Origin of the sequence: Streptomyces sp. NPDC052682 (genome assembly GCF_040678435.1) — a bacterium.
Lineage (GTDB): Bacteria > Actinomycetota > Actinomycetes > Streptomycetales > Streptomycetaceae > Streptomyces.
In genome coordinates this window covers 1-23,612 of record NZ_JBFATS010000021.1, presented here as the reverse complement: position 1 = coordinate 23,612, position 23,612 = coordinate 1, and the positions used below count along the sequence as shown (strand labels likewise).

The 23,612-nt window shown below is 72.2% G+C and carries 19 protein-coding genes and 1 pseudogene; 4 read left to right on the top strand and 16 right to left on the bottom strand.

Going from position 1 to position 23,612, the window contains the following annotated elements:
• Window positions 1-12: 12 nt before the first annotated feature.
• The 5 genes from AB0K80_RS28320 to AB0K80_RS28300 form a co-directional block, all read right to left on the bottom strand.
• Entirely contained in the window at window positions 13-1,578 is a 1,566-nt protein-coding gene (locus AB0K80_RS28320; RefSeq protein WP_365674437.1) for a PucR family transcriptional regulator ligand-binding domain-containing protein, read from the bottom strand.
• 30 nt (window positions 1,579-1,608) lie between these two features.
• Window positions 1,609-2,895 carry an aspartate aminotransferase family protein gene (locus AB0K80_RS28315; protein ID WP_365674435.1) on the bottom strand — a complete coding sequence of 429 codons (1,287 nt, stop codon included), beginning with the start codon at window positions 2,893-2,895 and terminating at the stop codon, window positions 1,609-1,611.
• The gene (locus tag AB0K80_RS28310; RefSeq protein ID WP_365674433.1) at window positions 2,892-3,734 is read right to left on the bottom strand and encodes a nitrilase-related carbon-nitrogen hydrolase; all 843 of its coding nucleotides are present in this window, start codon (window positions 3,732-3,734) and stop codon (window positions 2,892-2,894) included. The genes AB0K80_RS28315 and AB0K80_RS28310 overlap by 4 nt, the downstream gene beginning before the upstream one ends.
• Window positions 3,735-3,940: 206 nt before the next feature.
• On the bottom strand, window positions 3,941-6,031 hold the full coding sequence (locus tag AB0K80_RS28305; RefSeq protein WP_365674431.1) for a hypothetical protein: 2,091 nt from the start codon (window positions 6,029-6,031) through the stop codon (window positions 3,941-3,943).
• Window positions 6,032-6,162: 131 nt separating this feature from the next.
• Window positions 6,163-6,414, bottom strand: a complete 252-nt coding sequence (locus AB0K80_RS28300; RefSeq protein ID WP_365674429.1) for a helix-turn-helix transcriptional regulator — start codon at window positions 6,412-6,414, stop codon at window positions 6,163-6,165.
• Window positions 6,415-6,447: 33 nt separating this feature from the next.
• Here AB0K80_RS28300 and map point away from each other — a divergent pair, with 33 nt between their 5' ends.
• Together map and AB0K80_RS28290 are read left to right on the top strand one after the other, a co-directional pair.
• Window positions 6,448-7,224 carry a type I methionyl aminopeptidase gene (gene map, locus AB0K80_RS28295; protein WP_365674427.1) on the top strand — a complete coding sequence of 259 codons (777 nt, stop codon included), beginning with the start codon at window positions 6,448-6,450 and terminating at the stop codon, window positions 7,222-7,224.
• A gap of 268 nt (window positions 7,225-7,492) precedes the next feature.
• A complete protein-coding gene (locus AB0K80_RS28290; RefSeq protein WP_365674425.1) occupies window positions 7,493-10,024 on the top strand; it encodes an ATP-dependent Clp protease ATP-binding subunit in 2,532 nt (843 codons plus the stop codon).
• A 318-nt stretch (window positions 10,025-10,342) separates the two neighbouring features.
• Here AB0K80_RS28290 and ggt read toward each other — a convergent pair whose 3' ends face one another.
• The gene (ggt, locus tag AB0K80_RS28285; RefSeq protein ID WP_365674423.1) at window positions 10,343-12,145 is read right to left on the bottom strand and encodes a gamma-glutamyltransferase; all 1,803 of its coding nucleotides are present in this window, start codon (window positions 12,143-12,145) and stop codon (window positions 10,343-10,345) included.
• A gap of 104 nt (window positions 12,146-12,249) precedes the next feature.
• Here ggt and AB0K80_RS28280 point away from each other — a divergent pair, with 104 nt between their 5' ends.
• Together AB0K80_RS28280 and AB0K80_RS28275 are read left to right on the top strand one after the other, a co-directional pair.
• Window positions 12,250-13,005 (top strand): hypothetical protein, encoded by a 756-nt coding sequence (locus tag AB0K80_RS28280; RefSeq protein ID WP_365674421.1) that lies wholly within the window; start codon window positions 12,250-12,252, stop codon window positions 13,003-13,005.
• Window positions 13,006-13,121: 116 nt separating this feature from the next.
• Window positions 13,122-14,690 carry an alpha/beta fold hydrolase gene (locus tag AB0K80_RS28275; protein WP_365674419.1) on the top strand — a complete coding sequence of 523 codons (1,569 nt, stop codon included), beginning with the start codon at window positions 13,122-13,124 and terminating at the stop codon, window positions 14,688-14,690.
• Window positions 14,691-14,844: 154 nt separating this feature from the next.
• On the opposite strand, the gene AB0K80_RS28270 is transcribed toward AB0K80_RS28275, so the two are convergent.
• The 10 genes and pseudogenes from AB0K80_RS28270 to AB0K80_RS28225 all read right to left on the bottom strand — a co-directional run.
• On the bottom strand, window positions 14,845-15,588 hold the full coding sequence (locus AB0K80_RS28270; RefSeq protein WP_365674416.1) for an amino acid ABC transporter ATP-binding protein: 744 nt from the start codon (window positions 15,586-15,588) through the stop codon (window positions 14,845-14,847).
• 141 nt (window positions 15,589-15,729) lie between these two features.
• Window positions 15,730-16,137, bottom strand: a complete 408-nt coding sequence (locus tag AB0K80_RS28265) for a DUF6278 family protein (RefSeq protein WP_365674413.1) — start codon at window positions 16,135-16,137, stop codon at window positions 15,730-15,732.
• 91 nt (window positions 16,138-16,228) lie between these two features.
• Window positions 16,229-17,008: an exodeoxyribonuclease III gene (locus tag AB0K80_RS28260; protein ID WP_365674411.1), complete on the bottom strand. Its 780-nt coding sequence runs from the start codon at window positions 17,006-17,008 to the stop codon at window positions 16,229-16,231.
• 53 nt (window positions 17,009-17,061) lie between these two features.
• Window positions 17,062-17,697: an MBL fold metallo-hydrolase gene (locus AB0K80_RS28255; protein ID WP_365674409.1), complete on the bottom strand. Its 636-nt coding sequence runs from the start codon at window positions 17,695-17,697 to the stop codon at window positions 17,062-17,064.
• A 33-nt stretch (window positions 17,698-17,730) separates the two neighbouring features.
• On the bottom strand, window positions 17,731-19,026 hold the full coding sequence (gene pcaC / locus AB0K80_RS28250) for a 4-carboxymuconolactone decarboxylase (RefSeq protein ID WP_365674407.1): 1,296 nt from the start codon (window positions 19,024-19,026) through the stop codon (window positions 17,731-17,733).
• A gap of 206 nt (window positions 19,027-19,232) precedes the next feature.
• Entirely contained in the window at window positions 19,233-20,402 is a 1,170-nt protein-coding gene (locus AB0K80_RS28245) for an ROK family transcriptional regulator (RefSeq protein WP_365674405.1), read from the bottom strand.
• A gap of 270 nt (window positions 20,403-20,672) precedes the next feature.
• Window positions 20,673-21,140, bottom strand: coding sequence for a hypothetical protein (locus AB0K80_RS28240; protein WP_365674404.1), 468 nt, complete (start codon window positions 21,138-21,140; stop codon window positions 20,673-20,675).
• Between the two features lie 137 nt (window positions 21,141-21,277).
• Entirely contained in the window at window positions 21,278-22,183 is a 906-nt protein-coding gene (locus tag AB0K80_RS28235) for a Ku protein (RefSeq protein ID WP_365674402.1), read from the bottom strand.
• A 120-nt stretch (window positions 22,184-22,303) separates the two neighbouring features.
• Window positions 22,304-22,939: a DUF998 domain-containing protein gene (locus AB0K80_RS28230; protein WP_365674399.1), complete on the bottom strand. Its 636-nt coding sequence runs from the start codon at window positions 22,937-22,939 to the stop codon at window positions 22,304-22,306.
• A gap of 313 nt (window positions 22,940-23,252) precedes the next feature.
• Window positions 23,253-23,375, bottom strand: a pseudogene (locus tag AB0K80_RS28225) (Ku protein); the annotation flags it as partial.
• Between the last annotated feature and the right edge of the window lie 237 nt (window positions 23,376-23,612).

The window sequence follows — 23,612 nt, the reverse complement described above, 5'->3', positions numbered from 1 at the left end:
CGCTGTGTCGTCTCAGCCCTGCTGCGCGTCGTGCGCGAGGAGGGCGATGTGCACCGAGGCGGCCTGCTCGAAGTCGTCGAGGTCCACCCCGAGCCGGGCCTGTATCGCCTCCAGGCGCCGGTAGAGCGCGGGCCGCGAGACGTGGTGGAGCTGGGCGGTGCGGGACTTGTTGCGGCCGGTGGCGAGATACGTCCGCAGCACCGCCAGCAGATCCTCGTCGGCCGCGCACAGCAGCCCGTCCAGCTCGCGTTCCGCGAACGACTGCACGTGCGGGTCGTCCCGCAGCAGCCGGATCAGGCCGCGCAGGTGGACGTCCTTCAGGCGTACCACGGCCGGGAGGTCGAGGGCGGCCGGGGAGTCGGCCACGGCGTCCGCCACGTGCTGGGCCTCGCGCAGCCCGGCGGGCACGTCCTCCCAGGCGGTACGGGCGTCGGCCGCGGCCACCACGGTCCGGCCGGCCCCCGGCTCCGACCGGAGCCGGGCCGCGAAGTGGGCGGTGAGCGCCTCGGCGTCCTGGTCGCGGGCGAGGCTGAGCAGCACGGCGACGGCCGCGTCGGCGAGCTCCGCGACGATCCCCGGCAGCCCCAGCAGGCGCAGCGCCCGCTCCAGCCGGTCACCGGCCCGGCCGCGGACAACCAGCGGCACGAAGGTGCGCCGGCCCACCGGCAGCCCGGCCGCCCGTGCCCGGGGCAGCAGCTGCCGGGCCGGTACGACTCCGCTGACCAGGTCGGTCAGCAGGCTCTGCGCGGACTGCTCCTCCCAGGAGCAGGCGGCGTTGCCGCCGAGCATGCGGTGCAGGACCAGGGCCTCGGCGGCGCGGTCGGCGAGCAGCCGGCCGGTCGCCCGGTCGCCGCGGTAGCCGCACAGCACGATCCGGCCCCACCGTTCCCCGCGCCCGCCGAGCTCGGCGCGGATCCAGCCGTCGCCCTCGGTGCCGCCGGCCTGCCGGGCGATGCGTTCCCAGTCGCGCAGCACGTCGTCCACGGCGGGCCGCTCCCCCGCCGTGCCGAGGACGCGGTGGGCGAGGTTGGTCACGACGACCGGGCAGCCGCTGTGCCGGGCGACCTCGTCGAGGAGGCGTTGCAGCGGGGCGCCGGCGGTGATGAGGGCGGTGAGCTCGGTGCGGACGGCCTCGGAGAGGCTGACGGCGGCGAACTTGCGCCGCACCAGCCGCGACTGCACCTCCTCGGTGAGCTGGGCGAAGGGGAAGGGCCGGTGCAGCACCACCATGGGCAGCCCGCACCGCTCGGCCATGCGCCGCATCGCGTCGGGCGGATCGGTGAAGGCCCGGCCGAGCCCGAGCACGACGGCCGCCGCCTCGGCGCGGTGCAGGGAGCGGATGTACTCGGCCTGTCTGTCCTCGTCCCCGGCGAGCAGCACGCCGGTGGTGAGGACCATCTCGCCGCCGCTGAGCATCACCCCGACGTCGGCGGCCTCGGCGACGTGCACCCAGCGCACCGGCCGGTCGAGGTGACCGGCCCCGGCCACCACCTCGGGCTCCCCGGCGAGCACGCGTTCCAGGGTGAGGACCTGCCGGACCGACAGGGTGGGCTCCGATGCGTCCGAGGTGGTGGTCATGGCGGCTTCCCTTACTTCACACGGCGGCTGCTACTGGATGCTCCTCAGAGCGCTCTCGAGGATCTCGGCGCCTTCCTCGGCCTCCGCGACGGTGAGCGACAGCGGCGGGGCGATGCGCAGGGCGCTGGTGTTGTGGCCGCCGCCCTTGCCGATCAGCAGGCCGCCCGCGCGGGCCGCCTCCAGCACGGCGGACGCCGCCTGCCAGTCGGCCTCGCCGGTGCCCGGCCGGGTCAGCTCGATGCCGATCATCAGCCCGCGCCCGCGGACCTCCCGTACGTGCGGGACGTGCGCGGCGGCGGACCTGATCCGCTCGATGAGCATGCCGCCGACCCGCCGGGCGTTGCCCTGCAGATCGTGTTCCAGCAGGTAGGTGAGGTTGGCGAGTCCGGCGGCCATGGTGATCTGGGTGCCGCCGAAGGTGGAGATGCTGTTGGCGTCGAGGCAGTTCATGATCTCGGCGCGGGCCACGACCCCGCCGATGGACATGCCGTTGCCGATGCCCTTGGCGAAGGTCATGATGTCCGGCGGCCCGTTGCGGCCGTGCGCCTGCCAGCCCCAGAAGTGCTCGCCGGTGCGGCCCCAGCCGGTCTGCACCTCGTCGGCGATCCACAGGATGCCGTGCTCGTGCAGCACCTCACGGAAGGCCGCGTACAGGCCGTCCGGCGGGGAGGTGAAGCCGCCGACGCCCTGGATCGGCTCGGCGATCAGCGCGGCGGGCGGCCGGGTGTGCCCGAGCAGGTCCCTCAGGTCCTCGACGCAGGCCGCGATGAAGGCGGCGTCGTCCAGCTGTGCGTAGGGGCCCCGGCTGCGCACGCCGCCGTGCACGTACAGCGTCTGCAGCGGGGACAGCGAGGTCGGCGACCAGCCGCGGTTGCCGGTGATGCCGACCGAGCTGAAGGAGCGGCCGTGGTAGCTGTTGCGCATCGCCAGGACCGTGTTGCTGCGCCGGTAGGTGGTCGCCAGCAGCAGGGCGGTGTCGTTGGCTTCGGTGCCGGAGGTGGTGAAGAACACCCGGGCGTCCGGGATGCCGCTCAACTGGGCGATGCGCTCGGCGAGTTCGACCATCGGCCGGTTGAGGTAGAGGGTCGAGGAGTGGATGATCCGCCCGGCCTGCTCGCTGACCGCCTTGGTGACCTCGGGCAGGGCGTGCGCGGTCATGGTGGTGAGGATGCCGCCGAAGAAGTCGAGGTACCGGTTGCCCTCAAAGTCCCAGACGTGGCGGCCTTCGCCGTGGGTGATCTCGATGGGCTCCTCGTAGTAGAGGGCGAGCCAGTCGGGGAGCACGGCACGGTGGCGGCCCAGCAGGTCGTTGGTCACGGCTGCACCAGTCCTTCGTAGGCGTCGGGGCGGCGGTCGCGGTAGAAGGCCCACTGCTGCCGCACTTCTTCGATGAGGTCGAGGTCGAGGTCGCGGACGACGAGTTCCTCCTTGCTGTCGCTGGCGACGTCGCCCACGAACTGCCCGCGCGGGTCGACGAAGTAGCTCGTGCCGTAGAAGTCGTTGTCGCCGTACTCCTCCTGCCCCACCCGGTTGATCGCGGCGATGTAGTACGCGTTGGCGACGGCCGCCGCGGGCTGCTCCAGCCGCCACAGGTGGGACGACAGGCTGCGGTGGGTGGCGGAGGGGTTGTACACGAGCTGGGCGCCGTTCAGGCCGAGCTGGCGCCAGCCCTCCGGGAAGTGGCGGTCGTAGCAGATGTAGACGCCGACCCGGCCGGCTGCGGTGTCGAAGACGGGCCAGCCGAGGTTGCCGGGCTTGAAGTAGTACTTCTCGCGGAAGCCCTTGAGCTGCGGGATGTGGTGCTTGCGGTACTTGCCGAGGTAGGTGCCGTCGGCGTCGATCACGGCGGCGGTGTTGTAGTAGAACCCCGGCTGGTCCACCTCGAACACCGGCGCGACGATCACCAGGCCGGTCTCGCGTGCGACCTCCCGCATCCGGCGCACGGTGGGCCCGTCGGGCACCGGCTCGGCCCAGCGGTAGTGCTCCGGCTCCTCGACCTGGCAGAAGTAGGGGCTGTTGAAGACCTCCTGGAACCCGATGATCCGCGCGCCCTGGCGGGCCGCCTCGCGGGCGTGCTCCTCGTGTTTCGCCACCATGGACTCGGTGTCGCCGGTCCAGGTGGCCTGGACCAGAGCGGCACGTACGACGTTGGGCATGAGCTGCTCCTTCGACGCGACGTCAGCGCGTCTACGCGCGTGTACGCCGACGGTAGAGGGCAAAGTCGCCGCCGGGAAGATTGCCCGCCTCTCCGTTCGAGTGAATCGCGTTTCGGGGCGCCGCGGAAACCAAGCGTGCGTGTTCTTTTCCGGCGGGTGGGACGAGTTCTTCCCGGCGGGCGGGACCGGGCCGGCCGCCGGCCCGGTCAGGCGGGGAACCCGGCGACTCGCAGCGCGTGCAGCAGGTCCCAGTACCGCTCGTCCGACACACCCCGTGCCGCCTCCAGCAGTAACGGCACGAGCTGCCGCGGACCGGGCCCGGCGCTGCGGGCCGCCTCCTGCGGGGTGCGGACCCGGACGTACGCGTCGAGCAGCGCGCGCACCTCACGGCGGCGCCCCTCGGCGGCCAGGGCGAGGACGGCCTGCCCTATCTCGTGCGCGGGCCGCAGCACGCCCTGCCGCAGGATCTGCTGCCCGTCCTCGGCGTGCCCCGCGTCGGCGAGCGCGTCGGCCGCCGCGACCAGCCGGTCGGCCGGCAGTGAGGCGGCCTCCCACAGCAGGGTCGCCCAGTCGGCGCCCAGCCCGGCGCGCCGCATCTCGGTGGCGAGCAGCGGGAACCGGTCGGCGGGCCAGTACGCCACCTCCACCAGCAGGGCGTGTGCCTCCCCGCTGCGTCCCTCGCCGCGCAGCCGGGCGAGCGTCTCCACGGTGCGGGTGACCTCGCGCCGGTCGTCGGGGGCGTCCGTCCCGGTGGACGGCGCGGCCGGCCGCTCCCCGCGTTCCCCGGGGTCGGCCGCCCCGGCGAACCGCGCACCGCGCAGGATGCGCCGGGTGGCGGGCGCGGGCGGGCTCACCACGGGGGCCGGAGGTACGACGACGGGTACGGCCTCCTCCTCGACCGCCCCGGCGAACCAGGCACTGCCACGACGGCGCTTGCGCGGCTTGGGGGCGGGGCCCGGCCGGGAATCGGCGGAGGGGGGCTCCGCCTGAACCGGGTGAGGGGCGGCGGGCCGGGGGCCGGTGGCCTGCGCGGGGATGTCGGGGGGTTGGGGGGACAGGGACGGGGACGCCACGGCAGCCGGGTGCCCCGGCTGCGCGGCGCTGCGGTCTGTGACCCACCGGGCACCGGCCCCGCGCGTGGCACCGCCGCCTCCGTCCGCGTCCGCCGGTACGCCGTCAGTCCGCGTGCCGTCCGCCCAGATGCCGTCGGTCCGCGTGCCGTCCGCCCAGATGCCGTCCGCCCGCGTGCCGTCCGTCTGGATGCCGTCCGCCCGGCGGATGCCGTCCGCCCCGATGCCGTCGGTCCGCGTGCCGTCCGCCCAGATGCCGTCGGTCCGCGTGCCGTCCGCCCGGCGGATGCTGTCCGCCCCGATGCCGTCCGTCCGCGCGTCGTCCGCCCGGCGGATGCCGTCCGCCCCGATGCCGTCCGTCCGCGCGTCGTCCGCCCAGATGCCGTCGGTCCGCGTGCCGTCCGCCCGGCGGATGCCGTCCGCCCCGATGCCGTCCGCCCGCATGCCGTCCGCCCGCATGCCGTACCGGGCCGGGCCACCGTCCCCGGAACCGGAACCGGAACCGGAACCGGAACCGGCACCCGCACCCGCACCCGCACCCGCACCCGCACCGACACCCGCCCCGGCACCGGCACCGGCACCCGCACCGTTCTGCGGTGCGTGCTCCGCGCTTGCGCCCAGCTGCTCCGGTCCGGCGGACCCGGCGGACCCCTCCGCGCGGAACCAGCCGTCGGCCCGCAGGCCGGCGTGCTCGCGGCGCATCGCCGCGACCCGTTCGGCGCGCCGGTCCAGCTCGGCGATGCGAGACCGCAGCTCCGCGCAGCGCGCGGTCGCGCGTTCGTGGTCGTCGTGGGCCCAGGCCAGGTCGACCCGGAGGGCGTCGGCTTCTTCCCGTCCGGCGGCACCGGCGAGCAGCCGGGCCAGTTCGATCTGCCGTTCGGCCGCGTACCTCTGCTCGCGCAGCATCGCCTCGAGCCGGTGCCGGAGGGCGTCCCGGCCGCCCGGCCGGGCGTCGTACGCGGCGAGCGCGGCCGTGTGCAGGGCACGGGCCCGTTCCGTCTCCGGCCCGGCGGCCCCGGGTCCGTGCGCGGCGGCGAGGTCCTGCAGCAGTGCCTCGACCACGTCCCAGGGCGGCACCTCGCGGCCGTCGAGGCAGGCCCGCATCCCGTCGGGGTCACGCTGCCAGAACACCGCGCACCAGCCGCCGCCTGGATCGAGGCGTGCCAGCAGGCCGTTCAGGTACTCCGTGAACTCCCGGAGTCTCGCCGGGAGTTGTTCCACCGCCATCGCCCAGCTCCCGCCCGACCGGATCACTCCGGTCCGTAGGCAACACCAGGCGTGTTACAACGCGGCTACGGCCAGTTTTCGAAGTGGACGCAGGAGCCTCCGCCCGGCCGGGCCGCTGCGGCGGGCGACTTTCAAGCGCGCGCAAAGACGCACTGTCCGGCCAGCTCGTCCATCGACAGTCCCAGAGCGCGGGCCAGCGCGGCGACGGTGAAGAAGGCCGGGGTCGGCGCCCGCCCGGTCTCGATCTTCCGCAGCGTCTCGGCGGAGATCCCGGCGCTCGCAGCGACCTCCGTCATGCTGCGATCGCCGCGCGCCTCGCGCAGCAGCCGCCCGAGCCGCTCGCCGCGTTCACGCTCTTCCGGAGTGAGGGGGGTGCGCACCATGCCGCCCATTCTAATACCGGTATAGTAATTGGCATGGTGGAGCTGAAGACGAACACATCGATCGACGCGATGCACGAGGCGGGCCAGGTGGTGGCCCGCGCCCTGACGGCCGTACGGAAGGCCGCGGACGTGGGCGTCTCCCTGCGGGAACTGGACGAACTGGCGCGTGATGTGCTGCGCGAGGCGGGCGCGGCCTCCCCGTTCCTCGGCTACCGGCCGTCCTTCGCACCCACACCCTTCCCGGCGGTGATCTGCGCCTCCGTCAACGACGCGATCGTGCACGGCATCCCCACGGGGTACCGGCTGCGCGACGGCGACCTGGTCTCCATCGACTGCGGCGCCCACCTGGGCGGCTGGGCCGGCGACTCGGCGATCAGCTTCGTCGTGGGCCGCCCGCGCCCGGCCGACGTGCGGTTGATCGAGACCGCCGAGCGCGCCCTCGCGGCCGGCATCGAGGCCGCCGTCGTCGGCAACCGCATCGGCGACATCGCCCACGCGATCGGCTCGGTGTGCCGCGCGGCGGGCTACGGCATCCCGGACGGCTTCGGCGGCCACGGCATCGGCCGCCGCATGCACGAGGACCCGTCCGTGCCCAACGAGGGCCGCCCGGGCCGCGGCCTGCCCCTGCGCCCCGGCCTGGTCCTGGCGATCGAGCCCATGCTCATCGCCGGCGGCACGGACGGCTTCCACGCGGCTCCCGACGGCTGGACCCTGTGTACGGACGACGGTTCCCGGGCGGCCCATGTGGAGCACACGGTGGCGATCACCGAAGCCGGACCGCGGGTGCTCACGGCGCGGGACGGCCTGTGAACCCGGCGCCCCGCCACGGCGGATGATGCGCGCCGGCGGCCTGCGGTGCACCCCGGCCGCTCCTCCCGCGGGATCGCGCCGCGCGCGGGGCACTCGCTTCCTCCTGAAGCGGCACTCGCTTCCTCACGAAGCACCAGGGCAGCGGCGCCGCCCGCGCCGGACATGTCCGCACATGCCCCTAACGGCAGAACATGTCATCGTGGCATGAGCGAGCCGATACCGGGTTACCCGCCCCGGGCACGTCGACCCAGCGAAGGAACGGATGACGATGACGAGCGGTTTCATCGGCCCGGAGGGCGACCCCTTCGCAGATTTCCTCGCCCGCTTCTTCGGCGGCCCCAGGCCCCGCCAGGTGGACATCGGCCGGCTGCTCAGCCAGCCGGCCCGTGAGCTGGTACGCGGAGCCGCCCAGTACGCCGCCGAACACGGCAGCCGGGACCTCGACACCCAGCATCTGCTGCGGGCCGCCCTGTCCACCGAGCCGACCCGCAGCCTGCTCAGCAAGGCCGGCGCCGACCCCGACTCGCTGGCCTCGGCGATCGACGAGCGGTCGGGCCCGGCGCAGCACGCCCCCGACGCCACGCCGCCGCCGACCTCGCTGTCGCTGACCCCGGCCGCCAAGCGCGCCCTGCTGGACGCGCACGAGCTGGCCAGGGCCCGCGGGTACGGGTACATCGGCCCCGAGCATGTGCTCAGCGCGCTGGCCGCCAACCCGGACTCGGCCGCCGGGCACATCCTGAACGCGGCCCGTTTCGGACCCGCGAACCTGCCCCAGGAGACCCCCGAGGCGGCGCCGCCGCACGCCGAGCGGCCCCGGCCGACGAACACGCCGACCCTCGACAAGTACGGCCGCGACCTCACCGACCTGGCCCGGCAGGGCCGCATCGACCCGGTGATCGGGCGGGAGCAGGAGATCGAGCAGACCGTCGAGGTGCTCTCCCGGCGCGGCAAGAACAACCCCGTGCTGATCGGTGACGCGGGTGTCGGCAAGACGGCCGTCGTCGAGGGGCTGGCGCAGCGCATCGCCGACGGGGACGTGCCGGACGTGCTCACCGGCCGGCGCGTGGTCGCCCTGGACCTGACGGGGGTCGTCGCCGGCACCCGCTACCGGGGCGACTTCGAGGAGCGGATGAACAACATCGTCGAGGAGATCCGCAGCCACTCCGACCAGCTGATCGTCTTCATCGACGAACTGCACACCGTCGTGGGTGCCGGGGGCGGCGGCGGTGACGGCGGATCCATGGACGCCGGGAACATCCTCAAACCGGCGCTGGCCCGCGGCGAACTGCACATCGTCGGCGCCACCACAATGGAGGAGTACCGCCGGATCGAGAAGGACGCGGCTCTGGCCCGCCGCTTCCAGCCGATCATGGTGCCGGAGCCCACGCCCTCCGACGCGATCGAGATCCTGCGCGGCCTGCAGGACCGGTACGAGGCTCACCACCAGGTCCGCTACACCGACGAGGCGCTGGTGGCGGCCGTGGAGCTGTCCGACCGCTACCTCACCGACCGCCGCCTGCCCGACAAGGCGATCGACCTCATCGACCAGGCCGGTGCCCGGGTGCGGCTGCGGGCCCGCACGAAGGGCTCGGACGTACGGTCCATGGAGCGCGAGCTGGAGCAGCTGACCCGGGACAAGGACCAGGCGGTCGCGGACGAGCAGTACGAGCAGGCCACCCAGCTGCGGGACCGGATCGTCGAGCTGAAGCGGCGCATCACCCAGGCCGGCGGGGACGGCGAGGTCGACGAGGGACAGGACCTGGTGGTCGACGCCGAGGCGATCGCCGAGGTGGTGTCCCGGCAGACCGGCGTTCCCGTCAGCCGCCTGACCGAGGAGGAGAAGGACCGGCTGCTCGGCCTGGAGGCGCACCTGCGCCAGCGGGTGGTCGGCCAGGAGGAGGCGGTGCGCGTGGTCGCGGACGCGGTGCTGCGCTCGCGCGCCGGGCTGGCGAGCCCGGACCGGCCGATCGGCAGCTTCCTGTTCCTGGGGCCGACGGGTGTCGGCAAGACGGAGCTGGCCCGGGCGCTGGCCGAGGCGCTGTTCGGCAGCGAGGACCGGATGGTCCGGCTCGACATGAGCGAGTACCAGGAGCGGCACACCGTCTCCCGGCTGGTCGGCGCCCCGCCCGGTTACGTCGGCCACGAGGAGGCCGGGCAGCTCACCGAGGTCGTCCGGCGGCACCCGTACTCCCTGCTCCTGCTCGACGAGGTGGAGAAGGCGCACCCGGACGTCTTCAACATCCTGCTCCAGGTCCTCGACGACGGCCGGCTCACCGACGCGCAGGGCCGGACCGTGGACTTCACCAACACCGTCATCGTGATGACCAGCAACCTCGGTTCCGACGTCATCACCCGGCGCGGTGGCGCGCTCGGTTTCGCGGCGGGCGGGTCGGACGCGGACGAGGAGGCGCGGCGCGAGCAGATCCTGCGGCCGCTGCGGGAGCACTTCCGGCCCGAGTTCCTCAACCGCATCGACGAGATCGTGGTGTTCCGCCAACTGACGGAGGACCAGCTGCGGCAGATCACCGACCTGCTGCTGGGCCGCACCCGTCGTCTGACGCAGGCCCAGGGCATCACGGTCGACTTCACCGACGGTGCGGTGGACTGGCTGGCGCGGCGCGGCTACGAGCCGGAGTACGGCGCCCGGCCGCTGCGCCGCACCATCCAGCGGGAGGTCGAAAACGAGCTGTCCCGGCTGCTGCTGGACGGCCGGATCAAGGAGGGCGGCCGGGTGACGGTGGACGTCACGGACGGACGCCTGACCTTCCGCACGCAGGAGACCCCGGCCCCGGAACTGTGAAACACCACAGCCGACTGCACCACGGCGGAACACGCCACGCCGCCCGGCCGTGGCGCACGGCGCCTCGCTGGGGTGCGCGGCCCGAGGCCATCACGCGCGCGGTGCGCGAGGGCGCCCGGCCCGGCCCGCGGCGCACGGCTGTGGCGCGTAGCGCGCGGGACGGGGCGTGACACCGGCACCGAGGCGCACGCCGGCCGTCGCGCATGGCGCGAGACCTTGGCGCCCAGGCGGTCGGTACCGCCGCGCGGGCGCCACCCGAATCGGCCCTACGCGCCGCGGCGTACGGCCGGTCAGGTGCTGCTCGCCGCCCAGGGACCGCTACGAAGCCGGCGTCACCACCATCGCCGAGCCGCCGCCCCGCCGGACCTTCTCGGCGGCGGCGAGCCACTTGCCGCCCGGCAGGCGCTGGACGGCGGTGGCGGCGCCGATCTCCGGGTTGGGTTTGAACGAGTGCCCGAGTGCTTCGAGCCGCTGCCTCAGGTCACTGTCGTACAGGCCCGGTTCCAGCTCCGTCTGGGCGGCGTTGCGCTGGCTGGCGCGCGGCGCGGCGATCGCGTCGACGAGCGGCAGGCCGCGGTCGAGGAACCCGGTGAGGGTCTGCAGCACGGTGGTGATGATGGTCGCGCCGCCGGGCGAGCCGAGCGCCACGACGGGCCGGGCGTGCCGGTCGAGCACGATCGTCGGCGCGATCGACGAGCGCGGCCGCTTGCCGGGGCCGGGCAGGTTCGGGTCGTGCACGGCCGGGTTGGCCGGGGCGAAGGAGAAGTCGGTCAGCTCGTTGTTGAGGAGGAAGCCGCGGCCGGGCACGGTGATGCCGCTGCCGCCGGTCTGCTCGATGGTGAGCGTGTAGGCGACGACGTTGCCCCACCGGTCGGCGACCGTCAGGTGCGTGGTGCTGTCGCCCTCGTACGTCGTCGGGGCCGCCGTGCCGCCCGCCGCGCAGGGCGCCGGGTGGCGCGGGTCGCCGGGCGGGACCGGGCTGGTGAGCACCGCGTCGTCCTTGATGAGGCACGCGCGCGAGTCGGCGTACCGCTGGGAGAGCAGTTCCCTGGCCGGTACGTCCTCGAAGGCCGGGTCGCCGACCCAGCGGCCCCGGTCCGCGAAGGCGATCCGGCTGGCCTCGATGAAGCGGTGCAGGTACCGCATCTCGCTCGCCTTGGACAGGTCGGTCCGCTCCAGGATGTTCAGGGCCTCCCCGACCGTGGTGCCGCCGGAGGACGACGGGGCGATGGAGTAGACGCCGAGACCCCGGTAGGTGGTCTTCGTCGGGGCCTGGACCTTGGCGCGGTAGGCCGCCAGGTCCTGCTCGGACAGGTCGCCGGGGCGGGCGTTCCAGCCGGAGTCCGGGTCCACCGGGGGCTTGTTCACGGTGGTGACGACGTCCCGCCCGAGCTGACCCCGGTACAGGGCGCCGACGCCCTTCCTGCCCAGCTCCGCGTAGGTGCGGGCCAGGTCGGGGTTCTTGAAGGTGGAGCCGACGGCGGGGAGCTGCCCGCCGGGCAGGAACAGCTCGGCGGTGTCGGGGAAGTAGCGGAACCGGGTCTCGTTGGCGGCGGTCTGCGCGCGGAAGGTGGAGTCCACGGTGAAACCGTCGCGGGCCAGGCGCTCGGCGGGCTTGAGCAGCGGGCCGAGCCTGCGGGTGCCCCACTTGTCCAGCGCCGTCTGCCAGGTGGCGGGCGTGCCGGGGGTGCCGACGCTCAGCCCGCTGCTGACGGCGTCGGCGAACGGCAGGGGCTTGCCGTTCTCGACGAAGAGGTTGCGGTCGGCGGTGAGCGGCGCGGTCTCGCGGCCGTCGATGGTGTGCACGGTACGGGACTTGGCGTCGTAGTAGACGAAGTAGCCGCCTCCGCCGATGCCGGCCGAGTAGGGCTCGGTGACGCCGAGCGCGGCGGCGGTGGCGACGGCCGCGTCGACGGCGTTGCCGCCCTTCTTCAGGACCTCGATGCCGGCGGCGGAGGCGTCCGCGTCGACGCTCGCGACGGCGCCGCCGTACCCGACGGCCACGGGAACCTTCGCCCGGGGTGTGCTGGGAGCGGCGGGTGGTGGCGCTGTCGCCCCCACCGACACCACGGCGGCCGAGACCGCCAGGACCGACAGTTTGCGTGCGACGGGACGACGCATCCGCACCTCCAGTCAGGGACCGTCCGGGCAGCCTAGCCCAATGCCATGACCCCGTCAGGCATCTCGAACACGGGTGCGTGTCGCGGCCGCTACCATGCGCGCCCATGAACGACGACGTGCGCAACATCGTGCTCGGCGTGCTGGCCACCGGCATCAGCGCCGCGCTCGGCTGGGTGGCCCGGACCTACCTGTGGCGGCGCAGACTCCGCCGCCAGCAGGCCTTCTTCGGACTGCCGGACCACTCCGAGGCACTGCTGGTGGTGAACCGTCAGGCGGGCGCCGGCGAGAACTCGGTGACCCGGCACGATGTGTTCGCCCTGCTCGAACTGTCCGCCCTCATCAAGGACTGCCACGCCAACGCGCAGATCGTCGGCCACGACACGGCCCGCCAGGGCTTCGGGGAGCGCACCGAGTTCTGCGTGGGCGGGCCGTACTCCAACGTCCGTATGGCGGCGCATCTTGAGTCCCTGCTGCCGGGTGTCCGGGTCGACGTGGACACCGAACCCGGGCCGGACCGCGGCTCCTTCCTGATCGGCGGTGAGCGTTACCGCCTGGACCGGGGCAAGGAGGAGTACGTCCTCCTCGCCCGGCTCACCGCGGGCCGCCGGCGGGACGAGCGGCCGGTGTTCCTCTTCTGCGGGCAGCGCGGCATCACCAACCAGGCCGCCACGCGCTACCTCGCCCGCAACCACGAGCGGCTGGCCCGTACGTACGGCACCAAGCCCTTCGTGCTGCTGCTGAAGGTGATCAACTCGCAGGCCTACGGCCCGGATGTGGTGGAGCTCGTCGCGGACGTGACTCAGGCGGCGCGCAGTCCGCTGCCGGATCCGGCTCCCCGGAGCCCGCACGGGACCTCCTGAACTCCTGCACACGCCAACAACCTTTACCGGTACGTAACTTACCGACGGGTTACCAGTGGTACAGCACTGCGGTTACCGTCGGGTCACTTTTCATTGACACGAGTGAGGAGTGCCCCGTGGGACCCCACCCTCAGGCCCTGCGCACCACTGCCGTAGCCGCCGTCTCGGCGACCCTGGTCGCCGGCAGCGCCCTCGGACTCGCCCCCACCGCCCAGGCGTCGCCCCACCCGGTCCGCTTCGTCGACATCACCGGCGACGGCGGCACCGTCCTGAAAGCCAACGTCGTCACCCCGCAGGACGCCGGCACCACCCGCCGCCACCCCTTGCTCGTCCTGCCCACCAGCTGGGGCCTGCCCCAGGCGGAGTACCTCGCCCAGGCCCAGCGGCTCGCCGACTCCGGGTACGTCGTGGTGACGTACAACGTGCGCGGCTTCTGGCAGTCGGGCGGCGAGATCGAGGTCGCCGGGCCGCCCGACGTCGCCGACGCCTCGAAGGTCATCGACTGGGCGCTCGCCCACACCCCCTCCGACGCACGGCACATCGGCATGGCGGGCGTGTCGTACGGGGCCGGCATCAGTCTCCTCGCGGCCGCGCACGACCGGCGGATCCGCGCGGTCGCCGCGCTCAGCGGCTGGGCGGACCTCACCGGCTCGATCTACTCCGGCCGCACCCAGCACGTGCAGGCAGCCGCCGTACTGGACGGCGCGAGCGTGGTCACGGGCCGTCAGGGCGCCGAACTCCGGCAGATCTTCGACGACTTCTACGCCTCCGATCTGACGAAAGAGCCGGAGCTGCTCGCCTGGGGGAAGAAACGTTCCGCTGTGACGTACGTCGACCAGCTCAACGAGAACGCCCCGGCGGTGCTGCTCGCCAACGCCTGGGGGGACACGGTCTTCCCGCCCAACCAGTACGCGGACTTCTTCGAGAAGCTCACCGGCCCCAAGAGACTCGCACTGCGCCCGGGCGACCACGCCACCCCGGAACTGACGGGCCTGTTCGGCCTGCCCAACGACGTGTGGACGGACACCGCGCGCTGGTTCGACCACTACCTCAGGGGCGAGGCCAACGGCGTCGACCGCGAGCCGGCCGTGTGGCTCGCGTCCCGCTCGTCGGGCGGCTACGAGACCTACCCCGACTGGAAGTCGGTCGGCGCGACGCACCGGAAGATCGCGCTGGCCGGCACCACCACCATCCGGGCCAACGTCAACTCCGGGGCGGACGGCGGGATCGTCTTCCTCTCCAGCGTCCTCGACCAGGTGGCCCACCTGCCCCCGATGGCCTCGATCCCCCTGCTCCCCCGCCGCTGGGCCGCCGTGTGGCAGTCGGAGAAGTACGCGACGGCCCAACACGTGCGCGGCACCGCGCGGTTGCACACCACCCTCACGCCCACGAAGGACAGCGGCACCCTCGTCGCCTACCTCTACGACGTCGGGCCGCTCGGCCTCGGCAAGCTGGTCAGCACCGCGCCGTACACCTTCCACGGGCGCACGCCCGGGCAACCGTTCGGCGTGGACCTGGAGTTGTACTCCACGGCGTACGACGTCCCGGCCGGGCACCGTCTCGCCCTGGTCGTCGACACCGTCGACCCGCTCTACATCGAGCACAACCCGTCCGGCGCGCAGCTGACCTTCTCCTCGCCGGCGGACGACCCGTCGTACGTGTCGGTTCCGCTGCGCGAGCAGTGATCGGCGGCTGCCGCCGGACGGGCCTGGCCGATGGCGCACCGGGCGAGCGGTACGCACCTCCCGGCCGAGCGGCGAAGTCACCACCGCCGACGGGATGAAGGGCACATGGTAGTCGAGGCCCGGTGCGGCCGCGCCGCCCGGGCAGCGCCCCGTTTCAGTGCTGGAGGATCTTGGAGAGGAAGTCCCTGGCCCGGTCGCTGTGCGGGTCCGTGAAGAACTCGTGTGGCGTGCGGTCCTCGACGACGCGGCCGTCGGCCATGAAGACGACGCGGTTGGCTGCCGACCGGGCGAAGCCCATCTCGTGGGTGACCACGATCATCGTCATGCCCTCGCCGGCGAGCTGCCGCATGACCTCCAGCACCTCGTTGATCATCTCCGGGTCGAGGGCCGAGGTCGGCTCGTCGAAGAGCATGACCTTCGGATCCATGGCCAGGGCGCGGGCGATGGCCACCCGCTGCTGCTGGCCGCCGGAGAGCTGCGCCGGGTACTTGCCCGCCTGGTCGGCGACGCCGACGCGCTCCAGCAGTTCACGGGAGCGCTGGTCGGCCTCCTGCCTGCCGCGGCCGCGGACCTTGACCTGCCCCAGTGAGACGTTCTCCAGGACGGTCTTGTGGGCGAAGAGGTTGAAGGACTGGAAGACCATGCCGACGTCCGCGCGGAGCCGCGCGAGGGCCTTGCCCTCGGCGGGCAACGGCTGCCCGTCGACGACGATCGTGCCGGACTGGATGGTCTCGAGCCGGTTGATCACCCGGCACAGGGTCGACTTGCCCGACCCCGAGGGGCCGATGACCACGACGACCTCGCCGCGGCCGATGCTGAGATCGATGTCCTTGAGGACATGCAGCTCCCCGAAGTACTTGTTGACGTCACGCAGCTCGATCAGCGGATCGACGGCCATGGTCAGCCCTACTCTCAGCTGTGTGGTGGTGGCCGCAACGTATCCACGCAAGATCACGCAACACCGGCGACACGCACCTTCCGGGCAAAAGCCGTATTTACGGCGAGCTTATCGAACAGGCGAGCGTGGGCCCAGGGGGTGTCAGGACTCGGCGACCTCCGCGTACAGCTGGGACAGCTCGGGGACGCCGTTGGTGGCCCACTCCAGTCCGGAGGCGACGACGTCGAACTCCCGGCCGGAGGCCAGCCGCACCACGGGCTGGCCGTCGGGCCAGATCTCCCAGGCGGCACCCGGTACGGTCTTCACGATCACGGTGCCCAGGTACAGCCCGGCGTCGTTGCCGAGCCAGGGCAGCATCTCCTCGTCGTCCCGCCAGCGCGGCAGCAGCTGGTCGAGCGCCTCCAGCGAGGCGGCGGAGTCGTCCAGCCGGACGCCCGCCTGGGACGCCTGGGAGCGCAGCAGTTCACACTCGGCGAGGAGATCCGCGAGACCCTCGGGGTCGGGGAGCCCGAGCTTCTGGCGCCGGTTGCCCAGGAAGGGGATGTTCATACGTCCAGCGTGTCATTCGTACCGCCGTACGCACCACAGGCGCGCGCGGCCGGTTGGTCGCCACCGGCCTTGCACGCGGTCCGTGTTCTCCCTAGACGTCCAGGTCCACCACCACCGGCGCGTGGTCGGAGGCGCCCTTGCCCTTGCGTTCCTCACGGTCGACGTAGGCGTCCTTGACGGCCTGGGTGAACGGCTCGTTGGCGTACACCAGGTCGATGCGCATGCCGCGGTTCTTGGGGAAGCAGAGCTGGCGGTAGTCCCAGTACGTGAAGGGGTGCTCGTACTTCAGGGGGCGCGGGACGACGTCGCTCAGGCCCGCCTCGCGCAGGGACGCCAGGGCGGCGCGCTCGGCGGGGGTGACGTGGGTGGAGCCCTCGAAGGCGGCGGGGTCGAAGACGTCGTCGTCGGTCGGCGCCACGTTGTAGTCGCCCAGGACCGCGAAGGGGCGGCTGCCGGCCGCGTCACCGGCGACGGCCGCCTTGAGGGCCTCGAACCACTGGAGCTTATACGCGTAGTGGGGGTGGCCCACCTCTCGCCCGTTCGGCACGTACACCGACCAGACGCGGACCGGGCCGCAGGTCGCCGAGATGGCCCGGGGCTCCACGACGCCGTCGAAGCCGGGGTCGCCGGGCAGGCCCTTGACGACGTCCTCGATGCCGACGCGGGAGAGCACCGCGACGCCGTTCCACCGGCCGTCGGCGTGCACGGCCGCCTCGTAACCGAGCTCGCGCAGCTCGGCGAACGGGAACTGCTCCTCGGCGACCTTGGCCTCCTGGAGGCACAGCACGTCCGTGCCGCTGCTCTCCAGCCAGGCCAGCAGCCTCGGCAGACGGGCGGTGATCGAGTTGACGTTCCAGGTCGCGATGCGCATGTCCCACAACCTACAAGGCGGGTGTGACAACGCCCCCGCCCGGCCGCCCCGGCTCAGACCTCCGCCGACTCCCCCGGCGTCAGACGCAGGTGCTCCGAGCCGCCGAGCTGCCCGATCTGACGGTCGTAGATGGGCCGGGCGAGGTCGGTCAGGAGGGCGTCGTGGATGTCGTACGCCCGCTGCGGCCGGACCTCGCGGACGTAGTCGATGACCTCGGAGATCTTGTTCCAGGGGGCCATCACCGGCAGCATCAGCGTCTGCACCGGGTGGTCGGGGACAGTGAGGGCGTCGCCGGGGTGGAAGACCGTGCCGCCGTCGATCAGGTAGCCGACGTTGGTGATGCGCGGGATGTCCGGGTGGATCACCGCGTGGAGCTCGCCGTGCACCTGGACGTCGAAGCCGGCGGCGGTGAAGGTGTCGCCGTGGCCGACGGTGTGCACCCGGCCCGGGAACGCCGCCGAGATCTTCTCCGCGACGGCCTTCAGGGTCCAGATCCGCGCGGCGGGGTTGTTCTCCATCGCGGCGCGCAGCCGGAACTCGTCGAAGTGGTCGGGGTGCTCGTGGGTGACGAGGATCGCGTCCGCGCCGAGCGCGGCGTCCTCCTCGCTGAAGCCTCCGGGGTCGAGGACGAGCGTCTGCCCGTCCTTCTCGAGGCGGACACAGGCGTGCGACTTCTTCGTGAGCTTCATGATTCCATCCTGCCTCCGGGCTCCCTGTGGAGCTCACTCCTGGGGGGTGGTCTCCTCACGGATGACCTGCTGGGCCACCTTGAACGCGCTGTTCGCGGCCGGTACGCCGCAGTAGACGGCGGTCTGGAGCAGTACTTCCTTGATCTCGCCCGGGGTGAGGCCGTTGCGCAGGGCGGCCCGGGTGTGGAAGGCGAGCTCCTCCAGGTGGCCGCCGGCGACCAGGGCGGTGAGGGTGACGCAGCTGCGGGTGCGCCGGTCCAGACCCGGCCGGTCCCAGATCTCGCCCCAGGCGTAGCGGGTGATGAACTGCTGGAAGTCCCCGGAGAACTCGTCGGCCTGCGCCAGGGCCCGGTCGACGTGCGCGTCGCCGAGCACTTCGCGGCGGACCTTGATCCCGGTCTCGTACGGGTCGGGCCGCCCCTGCGCCTGTGGCGGTACGGCGGCCGGGGCGATCTCGGCGACCGGCCCGGGCGGCGGGGGCGCCACGGCCGGGACGGGGGCGGCGGCCGCGGGCAGGGCCGTCTGGCCGGTGGAGTACTCGGCGGCGGGCTGCCAGGCGGTGGAGAAGTGGCGGACCAGCAGGTCGGTGACCGCGGCGGGCTGTTCGACCGGCACCAGGTGGGAGGCGCCGGGGACGACGGCGAGGCGGGCGTCGGGTATCCCGGCGACCAGGGTGCGGGCCTCGGCGGGGCCGGTGACCTGGTCGTCCGAACCGACCAGCACCAGCGTGGGCACGCCGACACGGGCCAGCTCGGCCCGGACGTCGAAGGAGGCCAGTGCCTCGCAGGCGGCGATGTAGCAGCCGGGGTCGGTGGTGCGCACCATCTGCACGGCCCACTCGGTGATGGCGGGCTGCGCGGCGGCGAACCCGCCGGTGAACCAGCGGTCGGGGGCGGTACGGGCGATGGGGTCGAGGCCGTTCGTCCGGACGATCACCCCTCTCTGCCGGAACTCGTCGGCCGTGCCGAACCGGGGTGAGGCGGCGATCAGCGCGAGGGAGGCGAGCCGCTCGGGGTGGCGCAGGGCCAGCTGGATGCCGACGGCCCCGCCGAGCGCGCAGCCCGCGTAGCCGAAGCGGTGCACGCCGAGCGCGTCGAGGGTGGTGAGCAGCCGTGCGGTGAGGTCACCGACCGAGCCCGCCGGGTACGCCGGGGCGCCGCCGTGCCCCGGCAGATCGAACCGGAAGACCCGCCACTGCTTGGCGAGCTCGGGGACCTGGCGGTCCCACATGTGCCAGGTGGTGCCCAGTGAGGGACCGAGGATCAGGACGGGAGCCTCTTCCGGCCCGTCAAAGCGGTATTGCAGGGTGTTCGACGGTGTCTGACTCACGGGTCAGACCCTCTCACGGGTCGCGCGGTCCCTCACGGCCGGGGGAAGCCGGCGGCGGTTGACCCTTGCGGCACGGCACGTCCGGCGACGGCTCCGGCCGGGACCGGGAGTGCGGGCGGTGTCCCCGCTCACCAGGGCCTGGTGAGGGCCGCCCCTGGGCCTGCCCGGCGGAGAGCCCGCCAGGCCTGCGCCTGCCGGCAGCCGGCTCAGAAGGCCGGTGCGGACTGCCCGGTGGCCTGGCTCTGGCGCCGTGCTCCGATTACGGCGTCGCGCAACCGTTCATGAGCCATCGTGAGACACGCGTACACCGCGCCTTGTGCCGCCGACAGGCCGATCAGGTGCGGCACCGTCCTGATCTCGGGGACCGCCGGAAGAGTCCGGTCCAGTCGCCTGCGCGCCTCGGGCAGCACCTCCTCGACGAGCGGCCGCAGACGGCCCACGAAGTAGACGGACTCCGGATCCAGCGTCACGGCGACGACGCTGACGGCGGTCACGATCGCCGTGGTGAACGCCTCGAGCACCTGGGCGCGCGCTGCCTCGTCGTGCGTCCCCTGCCAGAGATCCTCGATGCGCTCCAGGTCGAGTCCCTGCTTACGGGCGAAGCGGAGGAGACCTCTGGTGCTGAGCAGCTCGTCGAGGATGCCGTCGCCGGTCCCCGAGGAGAGCATTCCGATATCGCCGAAGGTGGGCGTGCTTCCGCGGGCGAGCTCGTGATCGGTGCAGCTGGCGAAGTTGAGTATGGTGCTGACGCTGAAGAGCGCGGCATTGGTGACGCTGGGGTCGTTGGTGAGGATCCCGAGCAGGGACGCGTTGGCATCGCTGTCGAGCAGCACGGGGGCGTCGACCAGGTCCTGGATGGCCCGGTGGAGTTCGGAGCCCGCGAAGATCCTCATCGACTCCGCGGGGCCGAAGATCTCTCTGCCGTCGCGGACCCGGCCGGGCACGGCGGCGACCAGTTGACGCAGGGGGCCCTGCGCGGACACCGCGGTCTGCTCGACCAGATCGACGAGCCACCGGGCCGCGGCCCCGACGTCCTCATGGTCGACGGTGGGAACCGTGACGTGCTCGATCTCGCGGCCCCTGAGGTCGGTCACGAGGACACCGGTCGTCTGGAGGCCGAAGCTGATCCCGACGACGTGCCCGGTCGTGCCGGGCAGGTCGAGATACGTGGACCGGCGGCCGCGGCCGCTGACCTCGTCGACCCCGCCGTCGACGACGAAGCCGTCGGCTCGGAGCTCCTCCACTGCCCGGGACACCGTGGCCTTGCTCAGGCCCGTCAGCTCGATGAGCTTGTTGCGTGTCAGGGGCGCGTGGGAGAGGAGGACGTCGAGGACCGACGCCTTGTTGTAGTCGCGAGAGGTCGGGTTGGTGGTCACGGGATGACCATAGCGAGCCCGGCTCTCCGATCGGGCCGGGAGTGGCTTGGGCGTGATGGTCCTGGGCTTCGGGGCGGGGAGGAGGGAGTTTCAGGTCGGAACTGGAAGAGAGCAGCGACATGAGGTTCCCCTACTGGCTCGACACCGCTCCCCAGGGTCCGGACCGGTGGACGGTGCCCCTTGCCGCGCAGGCCGGAGCCTAAGACGCCGTTTCTTATGGGGCGAGTGAGGGCTGGCTGCCAGGGAGTGGTGGATTGGCCTTCGCTGGGGTCACTGCGTATGCGGGAAGGCTGTTCCAGACAGAGTCTTTGCGGCGAGGCGTACAGCGTTCTCCCAGGCCCGGACCTCTTCGGGTGACATGTAGTCGAGGTGGTACTCCAGGCCCACGGCCGCCACGAACTTCCGCTCAGGATCTGTCACCGCCTCGATCCCCTGCCAGACTCGAGCTGCGGCCTCCTTCGATGACATGGCACCGGCGGACAACTGTGTCGCCATGTGATGCAGGAGGCAACGTTCAGCGGTCTCGTCGTCTGGGATCTGGATCCCCAGCTCCTGCATGGTGTGCCCGAAGAGCTGGCGGATCTCTGCTGGGTGCTCATGCCGGGAACGGCCGGCCAGGTCACGCAGTGAGGGAGAGTCGTGGCCGGCAGCCAGTAGGTGGGCCGCCACCATGGGCAGGTCTTCCACGGGGATGAGGCTGACCGCGTACTTCCAGGCGATGGTGGCGGGCTGGTCCATGGCCGAATCCTGACCGAGGAACCACAGTCAGGGGAGCGGGCGGTGGGGGCGGGGCACCTGCGGGCGGCGGAGGGGGTGCCTGTGTGGGCTCTGGGACGTGCTGCCAGTCTGGGTCTACCACTACGTGAGCCTGCGGTCTAGGCGCTGCGCGGTCGGCGTCCCGTCGTCTTCTTGGTGGTCTCCTTGGCGGCGGTCTTTCTGGCCGGCTGCTTCTCCGCGGCCTTCTTCGGCTGCGGCATCTCGTGCACCTCGGCGTCCTCGCCGCGGGCAGCCCGAGCCTTCTGCACGGACTCCTGCAGGGCAGCCATCAGGTCGACGACCTTCGCGGGCTGCTCCGGCTCCGGTGCCTCGGGCAGCTCCCGATCTTCCCGCTTGGCCTGGATGATCTGCGCCATGGCCTCGGTGTACTCGTCGCGCACCCCGAGCTCTGCAAGGTCGTCGACGGTCATGGTGTCCATCAGGGCGAGCGCGCTGTCGATCTCCTCGTCGCTCACCTTGACCGGCGGCGGGAGCAGCTCGGTGGGGTCGCGGATCTCGTCCGGCCAGTGCATCGCGTGCAGCACGAGGACGTCGCCGCGGACTCGCAGCAGGCCGAGGCGCTCGCGGCCGGACCAGGCGTACTTCACGACGGCCACCTTCGACGAGCGGCCGAGCGCCTGGACGAGCAGCTTGTAGGGCTTGGCCGCGACGGGCTGGGCGGGCTGGAGGTAGTAGCCCTCGCCGATCCGGATGGCGTCGATGCTCTCCAGCGGTACGAACGCTTCGATCTCGATGGCCTTCGCAGTGGGGAGCGGCAGGTTGCTGAGCTCCTCGTCGCTGATGGGGATGACCTGCTCCTTGGTGAGCTGGTAGCCCTTGCCGATCTCGGACTGGGCAACCTCCCGGTCCTCGAGCTCGCACACCTTCCGTACCCGGACGCGGCCCATGTCCTCGAGGTGGTACTGGTGGAACCGGATCGAGTGGTCCTCCGTGGCGGACGCCACCTGAATCGGGACCGTGACCAGGCCGAACGAGATCGCGCCGGACCAGATCGCTCGGGGCACGAGAGACCTCCGTGTGAGCCCCGAGCACCTTCAGCCTACGACTGCCACGGCGGGTGCGCACGGAGGCCCGGTCCGATCTCGATGCCGCGAGGGAGGCCAACCGGGACCTGACCAGAGCTCTCAACCAGCGCGGCTGAGACGTTCTCCCAGCACCGCCTCCTGCACAAGACCTGCCCGGCGGATGAGGCCACGAACGCCAACAGCAAGCGCCCAGAACAGGAGGGGAAGGGCGGCGACTCGCTCCATGCCTCCCATGCCGAGACCGAGGTAGTGGTGGGAAAGGAACAGCCCGAAAGTTGTGATCGCGGTGACGCCCAGCACGCTGGTGCCCCACCGCAGCGGGGCAGGAACGTGTTCTGCCAGGCCGAACCCTGCCAGGAAAAGACCGATGTTGCCCATCGCCATGATGAGAAGGGCGCCCAAGACGTGCTGGTTCTCGTTGACGTCCGCGGGAGCCAGCCCGGCCAACACGAATCCCACGCCGGCGCCGGCGAGCAGCAGACGAGCTACGGCAGCGGCCGGGCTTCTGCGCCACAGGACACCACCAGTCAGGGCGGCGCCAACAACGAGCAGCGCTCCCAGAGTGATGAACGAGGCGTTCATCAGGCTGTGCTCGGGGGAGCAGATATACCGCGGCTCAGGCTCTGACTGCAGAGCGCAGTGAGCGTTTCCTAAGTCGCTGATGTTGTTCCGTGCCCAGCTATATGGTCTCGCCCAAGCCGACTCGGCAATCCCGTGGATGACGAAGAACTGCACTACGCCCACGATCCAAGCCGAATACCCGATCCGGACCCTCACCTGTCCACCTTCCGTCACGCGAATCCCGTGCGGACAGCCGATCATGCGACGCCGGACTCAGGCACTCCGACCAGCCCCCAGGAACGGGGTGGGGAAGGCCCCACCCCGGCCGGGGCACAGGAGTTCTCGGAACGAAACTCAGGACTCTAACCAAACGAGTCCCGTCACAAGTAGCGCCACAGGTGTTGCACGCGACAGTGGCATCTGCACCGTCGCTGAGCTGCACAAAGTGGTCTCCACTCGCCTCGAGCCACACGGTTACCCCCCGAGAACCCATGTCCTCGAGGTGGTACTGGTGGAACCGGATCGAGTGGTCCTCCGTGGCGGACGCCACCTGAATCGGGACCGTGACCAGGCCGAACGAGATCGCGCCGGACCAGATCGCTCGGGGCATGATGACCTCCGTGTGGTGCCCCGAGCAGCACCAGCCTACGAGCGGCATACGGCTGGCGCACCCACACCGTGCGCGCCCTTGACCGCGCGGGCACCCTGGAGGCATGGCAGTCCACGTCGTCGTCTACCCACCCAGCGAGGGTGGCGGCCGGCGGGTGCGCGTCGGCGGCGAGATCCTGGGCACCGCCTATTCGCTGCAAGACCTGACCGTGTTCTTGCAGCACGCCGGCCTGGAGGA